Origin of the sequence: Glutamicibacter sp. NPDC087583 (assembly GCF_044743685.1) — a bacterium.
Lineage (GTDB): Bacteria > Actinomycetota > Actinomycetes > Actinomycetales > Micrococcaceae > Glutamicibacter.
This window is the reverse complement of record NZ_JBIUWY010000002.1, coordinates 78888-96725: the sequence shown is the minus strand read 5'-3', so window position 1 is coordinate 96725 and position 17838 is coordinate 78888. Positions and strand designations below refer to the sequence as shown.

Sequence of the window (17838 nt, the reverse complement as noted above, 5' to 3'; positions counted from 1 at the left end):
CCTGGACCGTCTCTGCCCAAGGAGAAACAATGCCTGCTGCCGAAGAAACTTGCACGAGCGCGATATTGTCCGCTCTGGCCTCCGGGACTGTCCAAGTCCATGACCTGACTGCCCCGCTGTCGGACAGGACTCCAACCTTAGTACTGCCCGATCCGTTCTCGAACCTCATTGATTTCAGTCTCGAAGAGGTCTCGGCCTACAACGAGCCCGGACCATACTGGAAGCACCACAATATCCATACTGGTGAGCACATCGGAACGCATATAGATGCGCCGATCCACTGGATTTCGGGACGAGGGGGCAAGGACGTGTCGCAGATTGATCCGCAACGCCTGGTAGGTCCGGCCGTCGTGTTGGACTTCAGATCCTTAGCAGCAGATGATCCGGATGTTCTCATCGATGTGCACCATTTGGAAACGTGGCAATCGGAATATGGGCGGTTTCCTTCCAACGCGTGGCTGCTTTTCCGCACCGGATGGGAGCAATACGGTGATGACAAGACAGCTTTCCTGAATGTCGATGCCACCGGATCGCATACTCCCGGGTTTACTGCGGAGTGCGCCAGATACATCGCCGAGAAGCTGGACATTTCCGGCATCGGCGTGGAAACGGTGGGGATCGATTCCGGCAATGCCGGAGCACTGGAGCCGCCATTCCCCATGCATTACTTCCTGCTCGGTGCAGACAAATACGGGATCACCTCGCTGAAGAACTTGGACAAGCTGCCCGTGTTCGGAGCGATGCTAGTGGTTGCCCCTCTGCCCATAGTTGGCGGTACCGGCGCACCGACCCGGGTGCTGGCATTAGCGCCCCAAAACACCAAGAAAATGGAGGCACAATCGTGAACGTTGCTGAACTGGTCGGCAAGACGCTGGCAAACTTGGGCGTAGGGCACGCTTTCGGCGTGGTGGGAAGCGGGAACTTCGATGTCACGAATGCACTGATTGCCAACGGGGTGCCATATACCGCAGCGCGGCATGAGGGCGGCGCAGCAACGATGGCCGATGCCTACTCACGGACCAGCGGCCAGATCGGCGTGGTCTCGGTGCACCAGGGGTGCGGCCTGACCAACGCGGCCACCGGCATTGGAGAAGCCGCCAAGTCACGCACCCCGATGATCGTGCTGGCCGCCGAAGCCGCCCCGAGCGCCGTGTATTCGAACTTCGCCATGGACCAGGGCTCCTTCTCAACCTCCGTCTACGCCGTCTCCGAACGAATCCACAGCGCCCGCACGGCAGTGGCCGATACAGTTCGCGCCTACCGCAGAGCAGTGAACGACCGGCGGACGGTTGTACTGAACCTGCCATTGAACATCCAAGGGCTCGAAGCTCCGGAATCCCCGGTGGCAGCCGAGGTGGTTCCGGCGGAGCCGGTCCGCCCCTCGCGTGCCGCGGTGCGAGCGCTGGCGGTACTCATCGAAAATGCCCGGCGCCCGGTGTTCGTCGCAGGGCGCGGCGGACGCGGGGCCAAGGCCGAAATCCTGGCGCTTGCCCGGCACAGCGGGGCGCTGGTGGCGACCTCGGCGGTGGCCAAGGGCCTGTTCAACGACGAGGAATTCAGTCTCGGGATCTCCGGCGGGTTCTCGTCGCCGCTGGCCGCCGAATTGATTGCTGGAGCAGATCTGATTGTGGGCTTTGGCTGCGCGCTGAACATGTGGACCATGCGCCACGGTCGGCTCATTTCCGAGGGCACCAAGGTAGTGCAGGTGGACCTGGAAGAGTCCGCCCTGGGGGCGAACCGGCGCATCGACTTGGGCGTGATCGGCGACTCGGCGCAAAGCGCACGCGATGCGCTGGAATATCTGGAAGCGCAGAAGATGCCGGCGCGCGAAGGCTACCGCACCTCCGCGGTGAGCCAGCAGATCGCCGAGGGGGCCAACTGGAGTCAGGTAGCCTACCGGGACCTGTCCACAGACGACCGCATCGATCCGCGAACTCTGACCAAGTCGCTGGATGAGCTGCTGCCGGCCGAGCGCATCGTCAGCGTGGACTCGGGCAACTTCATGGGATACCCGAGCCAGTTTCTCGCCGTTCCAGACGAGCACGGTTTCTGCTTTACCCAGGCGTTCCAGGCGATCGGCCTGGGGCTCTACACGGCCATCGGAGCGGCTTTGGCGCAGCCCGGGCGCTTGCCGGTGCTCGGCACCGGAGACGGCGGATTCCACATGGCCATCGCCGAACTGGATACCGCGGTTCGGCTGAAGCTGCCAATGGTGTGCATCGTCTACAACGATGCCGCCTACGGGGCGGAGGTACATCATTTCGGCGATACGGGTACGGCACCGAATATGGACTCGGTGACCTTCCCTGACACCGATTTCGCAGTCATCGGCCGCGGTTTCGGAGCCGATGGCATCACGGTGCGCAAGCTGGAGGATCTTGACTCGGTAGCCAGCTGGCTCGGCTCAGAACCCACGGGGCCGTTGGTCATCGACGCGAAAATCGCTTCGGACGGCGGCGCCTGGTGGCTAGCGGAGGCATTCAAGGGGCACTAGCCCAGCCCTGGAACCGCGATTGCTGGTGGGTGGCCCCGGTGCGGCGCATGGTGCGCTGCGCCGGGGCTCGCTTGCACCTTCAAGGCGTCGCTGATCTTTTCAGGCTCGCGCGGCTGGCTTGAGCCGCCAGTCTCCTCATTCCCGGTGCCTGGACCTGCCTGTGCCAGCTTCATGCGCTTGCGCATCAGGAAGTACAGGGCAGAGACGGTCAAGGCGAAGGGAATGCCGAACAGCAACGTCATGGAGAATTGCTCGGTGAACAAGGTCGTGACCAGCAACGCGGCCATCAGCTGCGCCCCGGCCGCGGATCCAGCGGGATAGTACGGCAGGCGGTATTTAAGCGGTGCTGCACTGCGCCGATGGGAACGGCGGAAGAACAAGTGCGTGATGAAGATCAGCATCCAGGCCATCATTGCGCCGAACATCGACAGCGCCATCATTATTGTGAAACCGGATTCTGGATTCGATGCGTAGATGATGGCGGCCACGGCGATTCCGCCAGCCGAGAGCAGCAGGGCGTTGACCGGCGCGCCGTTCTTCTTCAACTTACCCAAGCTGCTCGGAGCCTGCCCGCCGCGGGATAGAGAGAACATCATTCGCGTGGAGATGTACAGCTGCGAGTTCATGGCGGAGAGCGCGGCGATGATGACCACGAAATGGAGAGTGGAATCGGCAAACGGAATGCCGATCACCTGCATCACCGTGACGAACGGGCTGTCGCCTTCGAGGATCTCGCTGACCGGTGCGATGGCAAGGATCAGCGACAGGGTCAGGATGCAGAAGAGGAAGAGCCTGAACAAGGTCACCTTGAAGGCCTTCTTCGCTGCGACTTCGGGATCTTTTGCCTCACCGGCTGCGACGGCGATCATTTCGATGCTCAGGTAGGAGAAGATCGCCACGACAACGGCAAACCAGACACCTTGGGCCCCGCCCATGAAGAATCCGGATTCCGCGGTGTAGTTCTGGAATCCGAAATCATTGCCCGCTGGCCGAAGACCAGATAGGCAGCAAGCAGGATGAACGCGGCAATAGCGAATTCCTTGGTGGCGGAGAACCAGTATTCCAGTGTGCCGAAGGCTTTGACATTGAACATATTCACCCCGATCAGCAAGGCCGATAGGCCGATGATCCACACCACTGCGGGCAAATCCGGGAACCACATTCGCATGCAGCCGCCCACCGCCGTGATTTCGGTGCCTACGGCCAGTACGAGGCAGGACCAGTACAGGTATTTGAGCAGGAACCCGGTGAATGGGTTGATGTAGTGCTCGGCGAAGGCGCCGAAGGAGCCGGTCGTCGGGTGCGCCAGGATCATCTCGGCCAACGCCCCCATGAGCAGCACGGCGATCTACCCGCCGATGGCGCCGCCAAGCGCAATCATGCTCAGCTGGCGCGAAGTTAGCTCCTTCGACAGGCCGGCTTCTCGCTGTGCGATTTGATCCAGGGAAGATTTCATTGAATTATCCAAAGGTGGTTTGGTGGCCGATTTGGGATCCGAGCCGAGCCGCCAAGCGGTTCCCGTGCCCGGCAAAAAGCCGCAGGATCGGCAGCCCAAACAGGGCCGCCAATCCTGCGGCTGGCAGCAACAGCTAAGCGCTGGTTACCAAATTGGAGGTTTCGGATTTCCTGGCCGGAATCCAGCGCAGGTGCGTTTGCTCCTGTTCCTCGGCTTCCCGAACCAGCGAGAGCCGCGGGCGGACCGCGTCGGTGCGGGCGGCGGGCGGCTTGCGGCGTCCGGCCTTGAAAGGCAGCGGCCAGGTGGCGCCGTCACCGGTATAGTCCTGCTCGGCGGCTGCCTGCAAGGTCCACTGCGGGTTGTACAGGTGGGTGCGTCCCAGCGCCACCAGATCCGCGCGGCCTGCCAGCAGGATCGAGTTCACGTCGTCGTAGGAGGACACCGCGCCCACCGCGATCACCGAGACCCCTGCCTCGGTGGCGACCTGGTTGCGGATCCTGTCGGCGAATGGCGTCTGGTAGCTGCGCCCGAAAGCCGGCTTCTCGTCCTTCACGATCTGCCCCGACGAGACGTCGATGAATTGGGCGCCGTGGGCGATGAAGGCCCGGGCGATGTCCACGGCATCTTCTTCGGTATTCCCGCCTGGCGACCAGTCGGTAGCCGAGATGCGCACGCCGATGGTCTTGCTTGCCGGCCATGCTTCGCGGACCGCATCCAGGACCTCAAGCGGGTAGCGCAGCCGGTTCTCCAAGCCTCCGCCGTATTCGTCGGTGCGCTGATTGGACAGCGGCGAAAGGAAGGAAGAGAGCAAGTAGCCGTGGGCCATATGCACTTCCAGCACGTCGAATCCTGCCTCATCGGCGCGGCGTGCCGCGGCGGCGAACTGCTCGCGCACCTCGTCCATCTGCGCACGGTCCATTTCCACCGGCACATGGCAGCCTTCGCCATAGGGCAGTGCGCTGGGAGCGAGCACATCCCAGTTGCCTTCTTGCAGCGGCTGGTCGATGCCTTCCCACATCAGCTTCGTCGAACCCTTGCGACCCGAGTGGCCGAGCTGGGCGCCGATCTTGGCGTTCGAATTTCCGTGCACGTAGTCGGTCACGCGCTTCCAGGCAGCGGCCTGCTCATCGGTGTACAGGCCAGTGCAGCCCGGGGTGATGCGGCCGATATCGGAAACGCAGACCATTTCGGTCATCACCAGCCCGGCCCCTCCCATGGCCTTGGAGCCCAGATGGACCAGGTGGAAGTCCCCGGGCACCCCGTCGGTGGCCGAGTACATGTCCATGGACGAAACCACCACGCGGTTGGCCAGCTCGGTGTTGCCGAGCCTATGCGGCTGGAACATCGCCGGTGCAACGGAAGGCGAAGCGTTGAGCCGGGCGAAGTTCTCATCGACCTGCTGAGCGAATCCGGTATCCCGCAGCTTCAGGTTCTCGTAGGTGATGCGCCGGGAGCGGGTGAGCAAGTTGAAGCAGAACTGCACCGGGTCCTGGTCCTTGTACTGCCCGATGTTCTCGAACCATTCCAGCGAGGCCTGGGCCGCGCGCTGGGTGGATTCGACCACTGGGCGGCGCTCGGTCTCGTAGGCGGCCAGCGCCGAATCAACCTCGGCATGCTCATGCAGGCAGGCAGCCAGGGCCAGAGCGTCCTCCATGGCCAGCTTGGTGCCCGAGCCGATGGAGAAGTGGGCAGTGTGCGCGGCATCGCCCAGCAGGACGATGTTCCCATGGCGCCAGTTCTCGTTGCGCACCGTGGTGAAGTTGATCCACTTGGAGTTGTTAGTCAGCACCTGGTATCCGGCCAGTTCCTCGGCGAAGATCCCGGCCACCTTGTCCACCGACTTCTGGTCGCTCACGCCCGGGCCGAAGACCTCGTCCTCGGTCTCGTCGAATCCGGCCGCACGCCAGACGTCTTCGTGCATTTCCACGATGAAGGTCGAACCCTCGTCCGAGTACGGGTAGCCGTGGATCTGCATGGTTCCGGCATCGGTTTCCTTGACAAAGAACTTGAAGGCCTCGAAGACCTGGTCGGTGCCCAGCCACATGTACTTCGAGGTCCGCGGATCAAGGGAGGGCTTGAAGGAGTCCGCGTACTTGGTTCGCACCGCGGAGTTCAGCCCGTCAGCGGCCAGCACCAGGTCGTACTCGTCCGCCAGCTGCTCCACATCCGGGGCAACGGTGGAGAAGCGCACATCCACGCCCAGTTCGATGCAGCGGCGCTGCAGCAGCTGGAGCAGTTCCTTGCGGCTCATGGCCGCGAAGCCCTGGCCGCCCACGGTGTGCATCTGGCCGCGGAAGTGGATGTCGATATCGCTCCAGCGGGCGAAGCGCCGGGACATGTATTCGGCCACCACCGGATCGGCGTTGCCGATGCCGCCCAGGGTCTCATCGGAGAACACCACGCCGAAGCCGAAGGTGTCCGATGCGGCATTGCGTTCCCACACGGTGACATCGTGGTTCTCATCCAGCTGCTTCATCAGAGCCGCGAAGTACAGGCCGCCAGGGCCGCCGCCGATAACTGCAATCTTCATGGTGTGTCCTTTCATCAGCCCCGGAGGGCGATTGGGCCGGGGCCCGAAAAATATCTGGGGAGTTTATGCGACCGGGGAGCCGTTGAAGGCCTCGCGCAGCTTGAAATGCTGCAGCTTGCCGCTGGGATTTCGAGGCAGCTCGGTGACAAAGCGGATTTCCCGCGGGTACTTGTACGGGGCAATCGTGGCTTTGACGAAGTCCTGCAATTCCTTGGCCTTCGCCTCATCGGCTTCGGCGCCTTCGACCAGAACCACGAACGCGCAGACGATTGATCCGCGGTTCGGATCCGGGCGGGCGACCACCGCGTTTTCCAGCACATCGGGATGCTGGTCCAGGGCTTGCTCGACTTCCGGGCCGCCGATGTTATATCCGGAAGAGACGATCATGTTGTCGCTGCGCGCCTGGTAGGTGAAGAAACCGTCCTCGTCCCGGGAGAAGATGTCCCCGGTGATGTTCCAGCCGCTTTCGACGTAATTGCGCTGCCTCGGGTCATCGAGATAGCGGCAGCCGGTCGGCCCGATAACCGCCAGGCGCCCCGGCTCGTTGGCCGCGGCTTCGTTGCCCTCGGCATCCAGCACCGTGGCGCGGAAACCGGGAATGGCCTTGCCTGTGGTTCCCGGCTTGATGTCCTTGCCGGCGGCGGAGACGAACACGTGCAGCATTTCGGTGGAACCGATGCCGTTGACCAGTTCCAGCCCGGTTGCCTCCCTGACCTGGTGCCAGGTGTCGGCAGGCAGGTGCTCGCCGGCGGAGACCGCCACGCGCAGGGGCCTGAGCAGGTCGGCCTTGCCGTTCTTCAAGATGGCCCGGTAGGCGGTGGGGGCGGTGAACAGGATGGTTGCCCCGGCCGCGTGGGACTGCTCGGCCAATTGAACCGGGGTGGCGCGTTCGGTCAGCAGCGAGCTGGCACCGAAGCGGAAGGGGAACACCACCAACCCGCCCAGCCCGAAAGTGAAGGCCAGTGGCGGGGAACCAGCGAAGACATCGTCCTTGGTAGGTTCCAGGATGTAGCGGGCGAAGGTATCCGCATTGGCCAGGATGTCGCGGTGGAAATGCATGGTGATCTTCGGGACGCCGGTGGTTCCCGAGGTCGGTCCCAGCAGGGCCACATCGTCCGCAGCCGTGGCCACCGCGGTGAATTCGCCGGACTTGGCTGCTGCCTGCTGGACCAGGTCGTCGCTGGCCGTGCCGCCATAGCTGATCACAGGGTAGCTGCCGCCGCTGGCATTGAGCGCATCCTCGGCGAAGCGGTGGTCGGTGATCAGCGCCATCGGACGGGTCAGCGCCGCCAGCTTGGAGATCTCTGCAGCGCGCAGGGCCGCCATGGTGGTGACCACGACGCCGCCGGCCTTGACCACGGCGAGCCAGCAGGCCACCAGCCATGCATTGTTTGGTCCGCGCAGCATCACCCTGTTTCCCGGCACCAGCCCGTAGTCCTCGACCAGCACCTGGGCTACCTGGTTGGCCCGCTGGAGCAGCTGCCCATAGCTCAGGCTGGTGCCATCGGGAGCCAGCAGCGCCGGGCGCTGGGCGCCGAATTGCTCGACTGCCTGGTCGATCAGCACCTCGGCGGCATTGAGCCGGTCCGGGTACTGCAGCTCGGGCAGGGTGAATTCCAGCGTGGGCCATAATTCCTGGGAAGGAAGATGGTCGCGGGTAAAGCTATCAACATGTGCTGAAGGTGAAAGTTCCATGAGGCAACTCCGTTGGCAGGTTCGGTGGGAAGTCCTAGTTGGCGTTCCGCCCGGGGCGGATCATTCCTTCTTGGGCTACGGTGGCCAGCAGCTTGCCATCGCGGGCGTAGAAGCGCCCGATGGCCAGTCCGCGGTTGTCCTGGCTGGAAATGGCCTCTTGGGCGTAAAGCACCCAGTCATCCATTCGCCCCTCGCGGTGGAACCACATGGAGTGGTCCAGGCTGGCGGTCACCAGGCCCTCGTCGCCCCAGCTCAGCCCGAGGCTGCGCATGATCGGCTCCAGGATGGTGTAGTCGCAGACATATGCCAGAGCCGCCTTCTGGATTACCGCATCATCGGGCAGCGGGGAAAAGGCCCGGATCCAGACCGCTTGGCTGCCGGACTTTTCGCGCTCGCCGGGAAGGTAGATGGCTTCGGGAACATGGCGCATGTCGAAGCTGCGGCCGCCGGCCCAGTACTTGGCGGCGTCGCCCTCGACGCCTTGCAGGGCCTCGGCGGCGCTGGCCAGGGACTGCGGATCCAGATCCAGCGAAGCGCCGGGGGCATCGAGCGCGAATTCGGCCCCGTCTTCCGGAACGTGGAAAGAGCCTAGCGCGCAGTAGACCGGCTTGCCGTTCTGGAATGCGCGCACCTGGCGGGTGGAATAGCCGCGGCCATCGCGCAGGTGCTCCACCTCGTAGCGGACCGGCTGGTGCATATCCACTGGCCGCAGGAAGTAGGAGTGCATCGAGTGCAGTTTGCGGTCGGTGCCTACCGACTTCATCAGTGACAGGGCGCCCTGGGCGACCATGTCGCCGCCGTAGGCCTTGGGCCAAGGCACGTACTGCGGGGTGGCGGTGAAAGCCTGGTCGAAGACTTCGGCATCGCATTCGGCCAGGTTGATGGCGTCCAGGAAGACCTGGGCGGACAATGCTGTGGTGCTCATGCTCGACGGTATCCTTCCAAGGATTCGTCGGCGACATCGGGCAGGTTGACCACGATGTTCTCCGGGGTCCGGGCGGTGAGCCACACCAGTTCCTCGGTGACCGACATGTTGGCCTCTACATGGGGCATGAATGGAGGGACGAAGACCCAGTCGCCGGCCTTCATATCGGCGTACTGCTCGTAGTTCTCGCCGAAGTAGATCCGGCCGTGGCCGCGCAGCACGTAGCCGCCGGTTTCCGCTTCGCCATGGTGATGGGGCAGGGAACGGTAGCCCGGGACATTGGAGACTTGGCCGAACCAGATCTTGGTCGCGGGGGTGTGCTGGATGCTGACTCCCGAGACGCGGATGCAGTCCCCGGACTGGGCGGTGTTGGTGTCCTCGGATCCTGCCCGGGTGACTACGGGGACAACCTGGCCATTTTCCGAGGCATAGATCGAATTGTCGCCTTCGGTGCGGTAGGTTATGGGTGCTTCGGTCATGGTGTGCTCCTTCAATTTCGGTAGAGGGATGTTGCTGATGGTCATTGGGACAGGGCCGGGCTGTTCACTCGGAGCCGGAACCTGTTGGAGAGGATGCCGATGCCAGGGATTTCGGTTTCGAGCCGGTCCCCGTCAGCGAGGAAGCGAGGCGGAACCATGCCCATTCCGACTCCGCCGGGGGTCCCGGTCAGCACGATGTCCCCGGCACGCAGCGTGGTGAATTCGGAAATGTAGCTGACCAGCCGCGCCGCGGAGAACACCAGCGTCGAGGTGTTGCCGCGTTGCACTTCCTCGCCGTTGATGCGGCAGATGACCTCCGCGCCGGCCACCGGGTCGATCTCATCTGCCGTGGCCAGCACGGGGCCCAGGGGAGTGGTGCCGTCGAAGGCCTTGCCTTGGAACCACTGCAGGGTTCGGCGCTGCCAGTCGCGCATCGAGACGTCGTTGGCTACCGTGTATCCGGCAATGGCGGCCTGGGCTTCTTCCAAGGACGCTGAGCATGCATCTGAACCAAGCACTACTGCCAATTCAGCTTCCCAGTCGACATTGGCGGAGGAAGCGCTGGAAATCTCGGCGTCGGGATCTGCCAGGGTGTCGGCGAACTTTGCGAACAATGTGGGATATTCGGGCAGTTCCCTTCCCATTTCCAGGATGTGGTCGCTGTAGTTCAGCCCGCAGCAGATCACCTTGGCGGGCGCTGGCAGCGGATTAAGCTGCCGGGCCTGCTCCGCGGGGATAAGATCGCCTGCGGTACTGGATTCCAGGGCTTCGGATGCGATGGCTTTCCAGTCCCGGTGCTTGAGGAACTCGTTGAGATCGCCAGCCGGCAGGGGCAAGTAGCCCCGCTCGGTCTGGATTGCGGCCAAGTTCTTCCCTCCAGCGTTGATCGTTGCGAGTTTCATGGGTGGGTTCCCCTTGTCCGTTGGGCGAAAATCTATGTGTCGACTTTTTTACCGCCGTCACGTAAACTCAATGTAGCACGCATCACAAAGATGGCGCTAGAGCCAATTGGGGCAAATTTCATGCACCCGGTACAAGGAGTAGGAAATGACTGAGACCAAGCTGCACCGCAACGAGACAATCAACCCGGCATCCATGGCGAAGCCCTCTGGCTATGCCCACGGGATCAAGGCGGGGGACACGGTCTACCTCGGCGGGCAGACCGCCCTGGACAAGGACATGGACATCGTGCCCGGCGGCATCGTGGAACAGTTCAAGCAGGCCTTCTCAAACGTGCTGACCACCTTGGTTGAAGCCGGCGGCCGCCCGGAGGATCTGACCAGCGTGACCATCTACCTCACCGATGTGGATGATTACATGGCCCATGGCAGGGAAATCGGGCGCCTGTGGCGGGAAATGGCCGGATCGGAATATCCTGCAATGGCAGGGATCGGGGTCAGCCGCCTGTGGCAGCAGGAAGCCTTGATCGAAATCCAGGGCGTTGCCGTCATCCAAGACCGCCGCTAGCCCCAGGACGCAGAACAGGGCTGCGAAACCAATTGGTTTCGCAGCCCTGTTTCTATCGGTCTAGGTGCAAGGATCAGCGTTGCTCGCCGATCACCCGCTGCACATGCCGGGAAGCCAGTGGGGACAGCAGCGTATGCAGGTCCATGAACAGCGCTTCGGCTTTCAACGCGTGCCAATTCTCCGGGAGCAGCTCGGCCGGCAGCCCAGGATCGGAATAGGGGAAGCGGCGCCACTGGGTGAGCAGGATCAGGTGGTCCGCGAAGCCTTGGGCATCGACCTCCGGGCTATGCTGCGTGCCGGCGTGTTCCTTCCAGAATTCCAGCCGTCCCTGGTTCTCCTTCAGGAATTCGGAGTACATTGCCTCCAAGGTCCCTAGATCCCACCAGGAATCCAGGTTCTCGCGCAGCTGCGCGCCGCCGATGTGCTCGGCCAGGAAGAACTCGAAGTATTTGTCCAAGCCATGGCGCGCGAAGTAGGCCAAGGCCGGATCCTTGGCGTGTTCCGGGGCTATCCAGAGTCCGGGGACCACCGAACCGAAGCCCATGCGCACCAGGGCGGAACGGATCTTGTGCCGGATGTTGCGCTGGGTTTCGGGGACCGTGAAGGTTGCCAACAGCCAGCGGTCTTCTGCCGTTGCGCGGCGTGGATGGAAAATCCGCTCGTCGCCTTCGGCAAAAGTGGTCAGCACAGATTCGGACAACGTATATCCGTTGCGACCGCGGACTTGCACGCTTTCGATGATGCCGCGCTTCTTCAACCGGGAAATCGAAGAACGAGTGCCCGCGGGCTCGACTCCCACATCCTGCATCAGGGAAATGATTGCTGCCACTTGCAGGGCACCGCCGTGCTGTCGGGCGTGCATTCCGAAAAGCGAAACGATCAGCTGGTGGTGGCGGGGCATGGAGAGCTCTGCTGCACCGACGTGTGGTTTTGCCTGCGCTGTCATGGAACATTTTCCGTTCGAAGCTTGTGTACCGATTCTAGTGCCAACCTTCGGTCGAAGGATCCTGCGGCAGCCTGCTAGCCCAGGTGCTTGTCGTAGAACTCGCGCAGCTGGACGCTCTTCTGCTTGGCGATGTCATCCCATTCGTCGATCGACGCCGAATCATCCGCGTAATCGGAAGGGATCTTGAAGATCTGCAGCGGCACGTTGAAGCGCTGGCAAATGCTTGCGTAGGCGTAGCCCTCCATATCGACCAACGAGGCGCCCAAGGAGTTGATGTGGATACGCTGTTCGTCATTCGAGACGAACACATCGCCGGTAGCCATGGTGACCTGGAAATCAGGAAGCAGGATTGGACCGGTAGGGTCCACATCTACCGAGGGCAGCGGGAAATCATGCTGGATCAGTTTGGTGATCTGGTAAATGGTGTCCAAGCTCGGACGGTCTTCACCGGCATGGCCAACAACGCCAGCGGTGCCAAGCACGACGACGTTTTCGATGTTGCCTTCAGCAAGCGCGCCAGCCAAGGCTACCGACGCATTGACCTTGCCAACACCGGAAATCAGGTGCTCGACATCTGCAAAGGCTACGGCTTCGTCTGCATGCGCAAAGACGAGCAAGGACTTCTGGTCCGACATGAACTTCCCCTCTAAAGAAATCAGTTCGGGGATTGCTGCCCCGAACGTCCTAAGAAGTCTATCGGTTACCTCCCGCGATATACTCTCGATTCGCCAGACGGTGAGCAGATAGACTTTGCCTATGAGTGATATTGAACTTGCTGAAGTTGAAAGCTTTGCACTGGACCACACCAAGGTCAAGGCGCCGTATGTGCGCAAGATCGGGGTTGAGCACGGTCCCAAGGGAGACGCCATCTCCAACTACGACATCCGATTAGTACAGCCAAACCACGGTGAGATTCCCACGGCAGGTTTGCACACCATCGAGCACACCATGGCTGGTCTGCTGCGTACCCGCATCGATGGCCTGATCGATTTCTCGCCATTTGGCTGCCGTACCGGCTTCCACATGATTTTGTGGGGCGAGCCAACCCCAGAGGTCGTCGCCGCCGCCATCAAGAGTTCGCTGGAAGATATCGCGCAGAAGGTTACTTGGGAAGACGTACCCGGAACCGAAGCCGTCAGCTGCGGCAACTACCGCGACCATTCCCTGCACTCGGCTCGCGAGTGGGCCAAGGTCGTCCTGGAGCAGGGCATCAGCCTTGATGCATTCGATCGTTCCAAGCTTGCCTAGGCTATAGCTTGAGATCTGAAAATCCCGCGTGTTCCATTTGGAACGTGCGGGATTTTCTTGCTTAGCCGTCCCTTCGTCACGTGGAAGCGCTGGCCCTCGAAACGCAGACTCGCAGCGTCCTGTCGGCAGCATGGAGGCTATGCGCAAAGTTTGCTTCTTGGCCGCAGCACTGGGCGCCAGGACACCAGCAATCAGTGGATGCGTGAATTCCGATGCGGTGAACACTGTTTATCTTGCCGGCGCATCTAGCGACCCGGAGCTGCAAACCCCAGTGCGCGCTGACGCAGAGAAGCGCGGATATCTTGACGCAACGTAGTCCGCTGACCTAGCTGGAGCGTATTTGCGCAGGCCCGGTCCGAGCGCGTATTTTCCTAGAATGTGATGGCTCCGTCACCACTGGGCTATTGCTTTCAAACCGCGGTTCTATGGGAGAATGAAAGACAGTGTACTTAGCTTGAAATGGCTATTCTCGACGACTTAAGGACGTATATTCGTGGCCATGATTCCATTGCCGTTGCATTCGGTGGAGACCGCGCAGTTTTCTCCGATTGACCCGGCGGACCCGACGTTGGTCCACCGAGGCGAAGGCGGCTCTGAAGTCCGGCGCAGCATCCTGCCCGGTGGCGTACGAGTCCTGACAGAAGCGATGCCCGGACAGCGGTCCACCACAGTGGGCTTCTGGGTACCGGTCGGTTCCCGCGACGAGGAATCAGGGCACTTCGGCTCCACGCACTTCCTGGAGCACCTGCTGTTCAAGGGCACTGCCAAGCGCACTGCCTTGGAAATCGCCCAGTCCTTCGATGCCGTGGGCGGCGAATCAAACGCAGCCACCGCCAAGGAATCGACCTGCTATTACGCCCGCGTCCTGGACACGGAGCTGCCAATGGCCCTTGAGGTCATCGCCGACATGGTTACCTCTGCAGTTATCGACCCGCAGGAATTGGAACAGGAACGCGGGGTGATCATCGAAGAGCTGGCCATGGATGCAGATGACGCGATGGATGTCGCCCACGAGCGGTTCGTTGCCAATGTCTTGGGCGATCATCCATTGGGACGTCCCATTGGAGGAACTCCTGAAGAGATCATGGAGATCTCCCGCGAGGCAGTCATGGAGCACTATCGTGCGCACTACCGCCCAAGCGAGCTGATTGTTACTGCCGCCGGATCCCTGGAGCACGACAAGCTGTGCGAGCTGCTTCTCAAGGCGCTGACCGAAGCAGGCTGGGAACTGGACCCGATGGCTGTGCCAGAACCACGCCGCATGGGTGAACCAGCGCAGATCACCTCGAAGGCCGGGCTGGAAGTAATCAACCGTCCGGGCGAGCAAGCCAACATCATCATGGGATGCTCCGGCATCACCGGCCATGATGACCGCCGTCAAGTTCTCGCAGTGCTGAACGCTGTTCTCGGCGGCGGCATGAGCTCAAGGTTATTCCAGGAAATTCGCGAGAAGCGTGGGCTGGTGTACTCGACCTACTCCTTCTCCGCCGCCTACACCGATGCCGGCTACTTTGGCATGTACGCGGGCTGCGCCCCGGCTAAGGCTGCTCAGGTTATCGGGCTGCTGGGGGCCGAGCTTGATCGGTTGGCCAAGGACGGCATCACCGAAACTGAATTGGCGCAGGCCAAGGGCCAGCTATCTGGTGGAACGGTGCTGGCTCTGGAGGATCCAGGAAGCCGCATGTCCCGTTTGGGCCGGGCAGAAATGATTACCGGAGAATTCCAGGACATCGACGAAGCACTGTCTCGCGTCAATGCCGTCACGGCCCAGGAAGTTCAGGATCTGGCCCAGGAACTGGCCTCCAAGGATCGAGTGATCACCGTGGTGGGACCGTTTGAAAGTGAAGCCGACTTAGGCCTCTAGAGCTGGATGCCGTGCCCCTGGGATCGAATCTGAGGATTTCGATTCCAGGGGCATAGCCGTTTTCTCTTGGTCATGCCGCGGCATCTACTAGCGCTGCAAGCTCGGGCGCATGAGAGAAATTGAACCCATGCGCACCATGACGCATGACGGTGAGCTTGGCTTGCGGTGTTCTTGCGACCAGGCGAAGACCGAACTCGGGTGGAGACAGCGGATCCCGGGTGCCGCACACGACATCAATCGGGCACTGGACCGTACGGAGCAAATCAACGGTGGAGTAGTCCAGCATCTGGGCGCAGCTTTTGGCCCACCACGGGATGCCGCAGCGCAGGTAATCCACCAGCAAAATCGCCTTCACCGAGTTCAACTCGTGCGGGAAATCTTCAAAGAGCCGACGTGCCTGCCTGAAGAGCGTCGCTTCACGGTCGTTGACCGCAGGAGCCGCAATGACCAGGTGCTTGACCAGATCCGGCCACGCGCGAGCTAGCTCAATGGAAACCTGCGCGCCCATGGAATGCCCGAGGACGATAGCATTCTCGACCTTCAGCTCGCGCAACGCCAATGCTACTTCGTGCGCGAAACGCGGTACGGTCACCGGGCGGCCATCATCCAGATTCTTGCCGTGGCCTGGAAGCTCGGGAACGATCACTCGATACTTCTTAGCCAAGATGTTGGCCAGCGGAGTGAAATAGCGGCTGGATGCTCCGAGCCCGTGAATCAGCACCACGTCAGGGCCATGGCCCGCGACACGAACCGAAAGCCTGGTCCTGAGGGATTCGGGCAATTGCCCAAAGTAATCGTGGCGCACGCCAGCCTTTCATCGTGCGAAAAGTGCGCACACACTATCGGTAGGGAAAATCGGCACGCTCACCTGAAATGGCGAGACAGGCAAAAAGGAATTAACCGCCCGCCCCGGTCGAATGCTGGGTAATAGCGGAACGAAGGTCTTCCGGGAAGAGCTCCTGCACGCCTTCCTCGTATTTGGAACCGTCATCTGGACGGCGCAGTTCCTGCCCGTCAATGCGGAACGGGAAGGCATCCGCCTGGGCAGCGGTGTCCGCCGAGTCCTGGCTATCGGGTGCGCAAGTAGCCCAGCCGTAGGTCGTGGAGTCCTCGATACGGAAAACCTCAACCTGGCAAGTCGGCGAATCGATGACCGTTCCCTGTTCTTGGACGACATCAGTAATAGTTGCTCGCTCGTCATCGGACAGGGTGATCGGTTCATCGCCTGAACCGCAGGAAGTGATTGCAAAGGTCGCGACAAGCGTTGCGCCGATGCCGAAACCAAAGCGCTTAATTTTCTGACCCATGGCCCTGCTTACTACTTGGAGACTCCTGACACATATTTTTCCCCTATTTGCTAGGCAAAACAAGTTGGGCTGGCCGTAGGGAACAAGCAGAATCAAATATCTGGGAAATCGCCTCAGGGTATTCGCTGCAAAACTCGCGTGAGATCACGTAATCGTTGGCAAGGCAGGTGCCTGCAGGGCGATAGGCTTAAGCCCATGAGTGCACAGATCAAGGTGGCCGTGCTCGGCGCGGCCGGACGAATGGGCTCGGAAGCGGTCAAGGCCGTAACTGAGGCTGCAGACATGGAATTGGTAGCAAGCTTGGGAAGAGGCGACGATTTGTCGCAGATCCTTGAAGCCGGAGCAACGCACATTGTTGACCTTTCTGTGCCGGCATCCACCGAGGCCAATGTGCATTTTGCCGTCGAGAACGGGCTTCATGCAGTGGTTGGCACCACTGGCTGGGATGATGATCGCCGCGCGAATTTGGAAGGGCTGCTGGGCAAGCATCCGCAGGCAGGTGTGCTGATTGCGCCCAACTTCGCCCTGGGCTCGGTGCTCGCCAGCGCTTTCGCGGCTACGGCCGCCAAGTACTTCGAATCCGTAGAGATCATTGAGCTGCACCACCCGAATAAGGTGGACGCGCCTAGCGGCACCGCGGTGCGTACCGCTGAACTGATCGCGAAGTCGCGTGAAGCCGCTGGAGTCCCCGCGAGCCCGGACGCTACCGAGACCCAGCTCGATGGCGCCCGTGGCGCAGTCGTCGATGGAATCAACGTTCATTCGGTACGCCTGCGCGGCCTCGTAGCCCACCAGGAAGTGCTCTTTGGCGGCCCGGGGGAGCAGTTCACCTTGCGCCATGATTCCTTCGACCGTGCCTCGTTCATGCCAGGCGTCCTCCTGGGCCTGCGTACTGTTGGTTCCCGCCCGGGCCTGACCTATGGCCTTGATGGCTTCCTGGAGCTGGGCCAGTGAAAACGAAACTTTGGGTAGGCGGCATTCTGCTGCTGTTCGCGCTGTACATTGGAATGACCTTCACCCAGGCGATCCGTCTGCTGAAAACCGGGGAACTGGTCGCGCAGGTCATGGGCATTGCAATCCTGGTTATTCCTGCACTGTGCGTCTGGATCCTCATTCGCGAGGTGCTCTTCGGGCTGCGCACTGAGAAAATGGGCAAGTCCTTGGCCGCCTCAGGTGAGCTGCCAGAGGATCTTCCCCGCATGCCGTCGGGACGTTTCCTCCGTTCGGCCGCCGACGCTGATTTCCCTATCCATCAGCAGGATGTGGAAGAGAACCCGGAATCATGGAAATCCTGGTACCGTCTGGCACTGGCGTATGAAGCCTGCGGTGACAAGCCGCGCGCCCGCAAATCCATGCGTACTGCGATCGAATTCTGGCGAGCAGTCCAGAAGGTCAGCCAGTAATTGCATAAAGCAGCATCCTGTTGA

General features: G+C 61.5%; 17 protein-coding genes and 1 pseudogene. 8 read left to right on the top strand and 10 right to left on the bottom strand.

What is annotated here, in order from left to right; translation table 11 throughout:
* The first annotated feature begins 29 nt into the window (after positions 1-29).
* Positions 30-845, top strand: coding sequence for a cyclase family protein (locus tag ACIOU9_RS06625; RefSeq protein WP_105658204.1), 816 nt, complete (start codon positions 30-32; stop codon positions 843-845).
* Complete coding sequence (locus ACIOU9_RS06620) at positions 842-2494, top strand: thiamine pyrophosphate-binding protein (RefSeq protein WP_105658203.1); 1653 nt, start codon at positions 842-844, stop codon at positions 2492-2494. The genes ACIOU9_RS06625 and ACIOU9_RS06620 overlap by 4 nt, the downstream gene beginning before the upstream one ends.
* On the opposite strand, the pseudogene ACIOU9_RS06615 reads toward ACIOU9_RS06620, so the two are convergent.
* From ACIOU9_RS06615 to ACIOU9_RS06590, 6 genes and pseudogenes are all read right to left on the bottom strand, one after another.
* Positions 2491-3809, bottom strand: a pseudogene (locus tag ACIOU9_RS06615) (amino acid permease). The gene ACIOU9_RS06620 and the pseudogene ACIOU9_RS06615 sit on opposite strands and share 4 nt — an antisense overlap.
* A 274-nt stretch (positions 3810-4083) precedes the next feature.
* Positions 4084-6480: a bifunctional salicylyl-CoA 5-hydroxylase/oxidoreductase gene (locus tag ACIOU9_RS06610; RefSeq protein ID WP_105658202.1), complete on the bottom strand. Its 2397-nt coding sequence runs from the start codon at positions 6478-6480 to the stop codon at positions 4084-4086.
* A 63-nt stretch (positions 6481-6543) separates the two neighbouring features.
* Entirely contained in the window at positions 6544-8175 is a 1632-nt protein-coding gene (locus ACIOU9_RS06605; RefSeq protein ID WP_105658201.1) for an AMP-binding protein, read from the bottom strand.
* Between the two features lie 34 nt (positions 8176-8209).
* A complete protein-coding gene (locus ACIOU9_RS06600) occupies positions 8210-9100 on the bottom strand; it encodes an acyl-CoA thioesterase II (protein WP_105658200.1) in 891 nt (296 codons plus the stop codon).
* Positions 9097-9579 carry a cupin domain-containing protein gene (locus tag ACIOU9_RS06595; protein ID WP_105658199.1) on the bottom strand — a complete coding sequence of 161 codons (483 nt, stop codon included), beginning with the start codon at positions 9577-9579 and terminating at the stop codon, positions 9097-9099. The genes ACIOU9_RS06600 and ACIOU9_RS06595 overlap by 4 nt, the downstream gene beginning before the upstream one ends.
* Positions 9580-9620: 41 nt before the next feature.
* The gene (locus tag ACIOU9_RS06590; RefSeq protein WP_105658198.1) at positions 9621-10481 is read right to left on the bottom strand and encodes a fumarylacetoacetate hydrolase family protein; all 861 of its coding nucleotides are present in this window, start codon (positions 10479-10481) and stop codon (positions 9621-9623) included.
* Between the two features lie 145 nt (positions 10482-10626).
* Here ACIOU9_RS06590 and ACIOU9_RS06585 point away from each other — a divergent pair, with 145 nt between their 5' ends.
* On the top strand, positions 10627-11046 hold the full coding sequence (locus tag ACIOU9_RS06585; RefSeq protein WP_105658197.1) for a RidA family protein: 420 nt from the start codon (positions 10627-10629) through the stop codon (positions 11044-11046).
* A 73-nt stretch (positions 11047-11119) separates the two neighbouring features.
* Here ACIOU9_RS06585 and ACIOU9_RS06580 read toward each other — a convergent pair whose 3' ends face one another.
* Complete coding sequence (locus tag ACIOU9_RS06580; RefSeq protein ID WP_402696355.1) at positions 11120-11992, bottom strand: PaaX family transcriptional regulator C-terminal domain-containing protein; 873 nt, start codon at positions 11990-11992, stop codon at positions 11120-11122.
* Positions 11993-12066: 74 nt separating this feature from the next.
* A complete protein-coding gene (locus ACIOU9_RS06575; protein WP_105658195.1) occupies positions 12067-12627 on the bottom strand; it encodes a purine-nucleoside phosphorylase in 561 nt (186 codons plus the stop codon).
* Positions 12628-12748: 121 nt separating this feature from the next.
* On the opposite strand from ACIOU9_RS06575, the gene ACIOU9_RS06570 reads away from it, so the two are divergent.
* The 3 genes from ACIOU9_RS06570 (at position 12749) to ACIOU9_RS06560 (ending at position 15104) form a co-directional block, all read left to right on the top strand.
* Positions 12749-13240 carry an S-ribosylhomocysteine lyase gene (locus ACIOU9_RS06570; protein WP_105658194.1) on the top strand — a complete coding sequence of 164 codons (492 nt, stop codon included), beginning with the start codon at positions 12749-12751 and terminating at the stop codon, positions 13238-13240.
* A 139-nt stretch (positions 13241-13379) separates the two neighbouring features.
* Positions 13380-13556, top strand: a complete 177-nt coding sequence (locus tag ACIOU9_RS06565) for a hypothetical protein (RefSeq protein WP_181148898.1) — start codon at positions 13380-13382, stop codon at positions 13554-13556.
* A gap of 177 nt (positions 13557-13733) precedes the next feature.
* The gene (locus ACIOU9_RS06560) at positions 13734-15104 is read left to right on the top strand and encodes a pitrilysin family protein (protein WP_286134282.1); all 1371 of its coding nucleotides are present in this window, start codon (positions 13734-13736) and stop codon (positions 15102-15104) included.
* Between the two features lie 70 nt (positions 15105-15174).
* Here ACIOU9_RS06560 and ACIOU9_RS06555 read toward each other — a convergent pair whose 3' ends face one another.
* Together ACIOU9_RS06555 and ACIOU9_RS06550 are read right to left on the bottom strand one after the other, a co-directional pair.
* Positions 15175-15909, bottom strand: coding sequence for an alpha/beta fold hydrolase (locus ACIOU9_RS06555; protein WP_105658193.1), 735 nt, complete (start codon positions 15907-15909; stop codon positions 15175-15177).
* A 91-nt stretch (positions 15910-16000) separates the two neighbouring features.
* Positions 16001-16411, bottom strand: coding sequence for a hypothetical protein (locus ACIOU9_RS06550; RefSeq protein WP_105658192.1), 411 nt, complete (start codon positions 16409-16411; stop codon positions 16001-16003).
* Positions 16412-16606: 195 nt separating this feature from the next.
* Here ACIOU9_RS06550 and dapB point away from each other — a divergent pair, with 195 nt between their 5' ends.
* A complete protein-coding gene (dapB, locus tag ACIOU9_RS06545; RefSeq protein ID WP_105658191.1) occupies positions 16607-17365 on the top strand; it encodes a 4-hydroxy-tetrahydrodipicolinate reductase in 759 nt (252 codons plus the stop codon).
* Complete coding sequence (locus ACIOU9_RS06540) at positions 17362-17814, top strand: tetratricopeptide repeat protein (protein ID WP_105658190.1); 453 nt, start codon at positions 17362-17364, stop codon at positions 17812-17814. The genes dapB and ACIOU9_RS06540 overlap by 4 nt, the downstream gene beginning before the upstream one ends.
* Positions 17815-17838: the final 24 nt, after the last annotated feature.